Raw genomic sequence first — 4,942 nt, forward strand, 5'->3', positions numbered from 1 at the left:
CGCGACGATCGCCCGCCCGGCGGGCCGCCCGGGCGCTGACGCCCCGCCGGCGCGCGGTCAGGGCGGCGGACGACGATCGCTCGACCGGCGGGCAAGCCCCAGACGCCGACGCCCCGCAAGGCGCGCGCGACTCAGGTGTACCCGGCGGGGACGAGACCTGGGGCCTCCGGCATACGGCGTGCTTTTCCGAGCGACGATCGCAAAGCCGGCGCCCAGCGCCGGTCGGGATCCAGCCACGCCGGAGCGCGCACCCACGGCACGCCGTCGCGCATCTGCACCTCCCAGCCGGAGGTGTCGAGGGTGCGGTGATGGAACCAGCACAGCAGAACCCCGTTGTCGGTGTGGGTCCCGTCGGGGTCTTCGGCATGCGGCACGACGTGGTGAACCTCGCACCAGCCGATGGGAACGTGGCACCCCGGGATCACGCACGTGCCGTCACGGACAGCGATCGCCCGCCGTTGCTGACCGGTGAAGCACCGCTCGCGCGACCTGAGGCCGACGACCCGGCCCTGACGGCCGACCACGACGGTCTCGACCGCGCCGGCGCAACCCACGTGCTGCGCGGCGGCGAGGCTGACCGGCCGGTCGTCCGCCCAGGCGACGCCGCGCCCCGCGGCGAGGTCCTCCTGCCGCACCGTGACCACGAGCGTGGGCGCCTGACCCGCGACGCTGGGTGCGTCCGCGGCTCGCGTGGCCACCATCAGGGCGTTCGCCAGCACGTCGTGCAGGCGCTGTGCCCGCGACCGCGGGTCGGCTGCCTGAGCGACCTCGCCGTCTGCGGCTGCGTCCGTCGCGGCTGCGTCCGTCGCTCCTGCGTCGTCTGCGACCTCGCCGTCTGCGCCTGCGTTCCTCGCGCGTGCCTTGTCTGCGCCTGCGTCGTCGTGGGCGTCGTGGACCCGGGCGTCGGAGGTGCTCCGTGGATCGGCGGAAACGACCGAGGCGGGAGCCGGGAGGGCGGCCGAGCGGGGGTTGGTCCAGGCATCGGCGTACCGCTCCAGGGCACCGGCGACCTCGGGCAGCACCATGCCGCGGACCCGCACCAGGCCGTGGTGGGTGGCGCCGAGCACCAGGCAGCGTCGTTGGACGTCCAGCTCGCTCGGTGCCGTGCCGTCCGGGTCGAGCGCCGCGCGCCAGACGGTGGCCTGCAGTCGCACGCCGTCCGCGTCCACCTGCGGCGCCGCGGTGGGCGTGACGGCTGCGGCGCCGGCCACGATCTCCGCCTCGGCGGCCTGCACGGCAGCCGTTCCGGCGACGCGCACGGCGGGGGCCAGGGTGTCGACGACGGCGGTCGCGGCGTCGAGCCCGAGGAGGCCTTCGTCGAGCGCGTGCGCCACCGCAGGGAAGCGGGGCGGGACGGGGCCGCCGCTGAGGCTCGCACCGGGGCGGGTCGCGGCACCGAGGCGGACCCGCTGGTTCACCGCCCGCACGGAGGCGCCCGTCACGCGTTGCACGAGCTCGGTCGCGTCGCGGCAGCCACGGCGTGCCGAGAGCCGCTCGGTCCCGAGCTCCCGGCGCGACCGCTCGGCGACCTCGGCGGCCAGCGCGGCCCGCGCGGCGTCCACCCGGCGCCCGGCCGCCTCGACCTCCGCGAGCGCGTCCAGCAGGTCGTCGTCGGCGAGCTCGCGTGCCACCCATGGCCGGACCACGACGAGCACGTCCGCGTCGGGCAGGCGCACGCCGGCCGGCAGCGCGTCCCACGCCTGCGCGGCGGGGGGAGCCGACGAGTCGACGAGCGATCCGGACATGCTCAGACCCTCCCACCGACCACTGACACGCTTGCCGCGCGGCGCTGGCGACCCCGCTGGCCTCGGCGCAGGACGAGCGGCGCGGCGACCTCCCCGCCCCCGGCGACCTCGCCGCCTGGCTTGGCGACCTCCCCGCCCCCGGCGACCTCGCCGCCTCAGCGCAGCTCGCCGCCCTCAGCGCAGGACGAGCGGCGCCGTGACCCATCCGCCCGCCGGAGGCTGCTCGCGCTCGCGCGGGTGGTCGGGGTCGGGCTCGACCGCCGTCGTCGCGGCGAGCACGGCGCGGGTCAGCGCACGCAGCTCGAGCGTCGCGAGCGGACGGCCGGGGCAGACGTGCTTCCCGATGCCCCAGACGAGGTTGTAGGGCGCGTGGGCGTCCGGGTCGAAGGCGTCGGGGTCGCCGAAGACGGCCGGGTCCCGGTTCGCGGCCGTCCAGCTGACGAGCACCTGGTCACCGGCCGCGACCTGCCGGCCGCGGATCGTCACGGGCTCGACGGCGATGCGGCGGTTGCTGACGAACGGGTCGTCGATCCGGAGGATCTCGTCGAGGGTGCGGTCGAGCTCACGGTCCGGGACGCCCGCGCGCAGGTGCTCCTGCAGGTCGGGGTGGTCGGCGAGGTAGGTGAGGACGACGCCGGCGCACAGCGCCATCGAGCCGAGGTCCCCGCCCGTCCAGTTGCGCAGGATCGACACGATCTCCTCGTCGGTGAGCGGCCGCCCGTCGACCCGGTCGCGCACGAGCTCGGTCGTGACGTCGTCCGGGGCGTCGTCGCCCGCGTCGCGGCGGGCGTCCGTGAGCGACCGGATGATCGCGGTGAAGTGCCGCGCGACGGCCGCCGTGCGCGCGCGGTCCCGCGACCGCGTCGCGGACCGGTTCTCCTCGACCCAGCCGAGCAGCTCCTCCTCGAGCTCCTCGGGCCACCCGAGCCACGCGCTCTGCGCCCGCACGGCGAACCGCGCGCCGACGACGACGGCGTCGACCCGGCCCGGCACCTCGACCGCCGCGACGAGCTCCGTCGCGACGCGCCGGACCACCGGCTCGAGGTCGCGCATCCGTCCGGGCGTGAAGTACCGGTCGACGACGGCCCGGTACGCGCTGTGCTCGGCGCCGTCCATGCCGTTGGGCACCTGCAGGTGGCGTGAGACGGCGTTCGAGAACGTGCTGTGGTCGAGGGATGTGCCGACGACGTCGGCATGGGAGAAGAGCGTCCACGCGCCGTCGGGGCCGCGCGCGACGGGACACTGGTCCCGCAGCGCGTCGTACGCCGCCACGGGGTCGCGACGCACGCGCGGACCCCGAGGGTTCCAGTCGGCACGTTGCGCGTGGCCGGCGGCGTCCTTGCCGGGGGCGCGACCCGTCCCGAGGTGGTCGTCCGCCGACAGCTCGTCGCTCGGGGTGTGCTCGCTCACCACCCCATCGTGCCCCGGCCGGCGTCGGCCCACCTCTCGCCCGATCAGCGTCAGGCGGCGAGGTGGAACGTCGTCGCGAAGCGGTCGAGGAGGTCCCGGTGCCCGTGGAGCACCTCGACCACTCCGGTGGCGATGGCGCGATCCGGAGCGAGTCGGCCGGAGATGACCGCCTGGATGCCCGGGCCCGTGGCGAAGGCGAGGTCGACCTGCCCGGTCCCGCGCGTCACCTGCAGCGTCGCTCCGTCCACCTGGACGAGCAGCTCGGCGGGTCCGAGGTGCGCCGCGTAGGCCGTCGGCGGCAGCGCCTCCGCGACCTCCGGCCGGAAGGCGGTGCGCAGCGTCAGGGTCAGGGCCTCGGGCGTGAGGACCTGCCCCTCGCGCGGGTCGCCCAGGGCCTTGAAGCCCCACGCTCCCAGAGCGAGCACGACCGGCTCGAGCTCCCGGCCGTAGGGCGTCAGCTCGTAGACGACGACGCGCGAGCGCGGCGCGCGACGCAGGACGCCCGCCTCCTGCAGCTCCTTGAGCCGCGCAGCCAGGATGTTGCTCGGGATGCGGGGCAGTCCCGCCGCGAGCTCTCCGTAGCGGCGCGGCCCGACGAGCAGGTCGCGGACGATGAGCAAGGCCCACCGCTCGCCGACCAGCTCGAGGGCGCGGGTGATCCCGCAGTACTGCCCGTACTCGCGTGGCATGGACCTCAGGACTGCTGGGTCGCGACGGCCTCGGGCCCCTGCTCGGCCGCGGCCGGGTCCATCCAGCCGAACTCGATGAGGTTGCCGTCCGGGTCCGTGAGCTGGCGCTGGTACATGAACCCGTAGTCCGAGGCGGGGCGCTCCTCCCGGCCACCCGCCGCGACGCCGTCGGTCACGGTCGTGTCGACCGCCTCGCGGCTGTCCAGGAAGATCGCGGTCGTGGCCGAGACGGTCTCCGCGGGGTTGCCGATGGGCCGGTCGGAGAAGGTCTGGAAGTAGTCGCGCACAAGGATCATGAAGGCGCTGTGGCCCTCCTCGACGACGACGCACGCCGCGTTGTGGTCGGTGAAGAGCGGGTTGATGGTGAACCCGAGCGCTGTGTAGAACGCCTTGGCGCGGTCCAGGTCGGTCACCGGCAGGTTGACGAACATCGCGGTCATCGTGGTTCCTCTCGTGGATGTGGCTGCGGACCTCCACACTTGCAAAAAACAAGTGAGCGGGTCAAGACCCTCGACGAGGTCGCCTGCCCGTCACTCCGTACGAGAAGGTCGAGGTCGGACTGCACTCGACGCCCCGGCTGCTCGCCACCACCGCGGCCGATGCCTCGGGCACGGTGCGGCTGAGCGTGACCGTCCCGACGGGCACCTCCGCCGGGCCGCACACGGTCGTCCTCGTGGCGGCCGGGGCCGAGCCGGCACGGCACCGGAACCTTCCGGGCAGGACGGCCTTGCCGACCCGCCCGTCGGCCAGCAGCGTGACTCCCGTGACCACGAACCTCCGAGGCGCGGACGTCGCCGCCCTGCGGGACCTGCGGACGTCCTTGCTGGCCGCCGCTGCCGAGCTCGACCGGTGCGCCGTCACGACGTCCGCCGCGCTGGACGGGCTCGCCTGGGCGGGACGGGACCGGACGTGGTTCCGCGAGGCCTGGGAGACCGCGCACCGGCCGGCGCTGAAGCACGTGGCCGACGCCGTGACGCTCGCGGCCGACGAGATCGCCGCGCAGGCCGACGATCAGGAGGCCGCGTCGTCGGCGGTCACGGGGGGCGGATCGCCGTCGACCACGGGCTCGGCCGGGTCGGCGGCCGCGGCGGCCGGGGC

4 protein-coding genes and 1 pseudogene are annotated in these 4,942 nt (G+C 75.4%); 1 reads left to right on the forward strand and 4 read right to left on the reverse strand.

What is annotated here, in order from left to right; all coding sequences use genetic code 11:
• Positions 1-131 precede the first annotated feature (131 nt).
• The 4 genes from ICW40_RS15745 to ICW40_RS15760 form a co-directional block, all read right to left on the reverse strand.
• Positions 132-1,745, reverse strand: coding sequence for an HNH endonuclease signature motif containing protein (locus ICW40_RS15745; RefSeq protein ID WP_221654964.1), 1,614 nt, complete (start codon positions 1,743-1,745; stop codon positions 132-134).
• 174 nt (positions 1,746-1,919) lie between these two features.
• The gene (locus ICW40_RS15750) at positions 1,920-3,155 is read right to left on the reverse strand and encodes a cytochrome P450 (protein ID WP_221654965.1); all 1,236 of its coding nucleotides are present in this window, start codon (positions 3,153-3,155) and stop codon (positions 1,920-1,922) included.
• Between the two features lie 50 nt (positions 3,156-3,205).
• The gene (locus ICW40_RS15755) at positions 3,206-3,844 is read right to left on the reverse strand and encodes a winged helix-turn-helix transcriptional regulator (RefSeq protein WP_221654966.1); all 639 of its coding nucleotides are present in this window, start codon (positions 3,842-3,844) and stop codon (positions 3,206-3,208) included.
• A gap of 5 nt (positions 3,845-3,849) precedes the next feature.
• A complete protein-coding gene (locus ICW40_RS15760; protein WP_221654967.1) occupies positions 3,850-4,284 on the reverse strand; it encodes a VOC family protein in 435 nt (144 codons plus the stop codon).
• A 323-nt stretch (positions 4,285-4,607) separates the two neighbouring features.
• Between ICW40_RS15760 and ICW40_RS15765 the strand changes: the two are divergent.
• Positions 4,608-4,942 (forward strand): annotated as a pseudogene (locus ICW40_RS15765) (hypothetical protein); the annotation flags it as partial.

It is taken from the genome of Actinotalea ferrariae (genome assembly GCF_019733465.1).
GTDB classification, from domain to species: domain Bacteria; phylum Actinomycetota; class Actinomycetes; order Actinomycetales; family Cellulomonadaceae; genus Actinotalea; species Actinotalea ferrariae_A.

Coding starts and splice junctions, on each gene's coding strand:
- ICW40_RS15755 (WP_221654966.1), bottom strand. CDS start 3,844: ATGCCACGCGAGTACGGGCAGTACTGCGGGATCACCCGCGCCCTCGAG.
- ICW40_RS15745 (WP_221654964.1), bottom strand. CDS start 1,745: ATGTCCGGATCGCTCGTCGACTCGTCGGCTCCCCCCGCCGCGCAGGCG.
- ICW40_RS15760 (WP_221654967.1), bottom strand. CDS start 4,284: ATGACCGCGATGTTCGTCAACCTGCCGGTGACCGACCTGGACCGCGCC.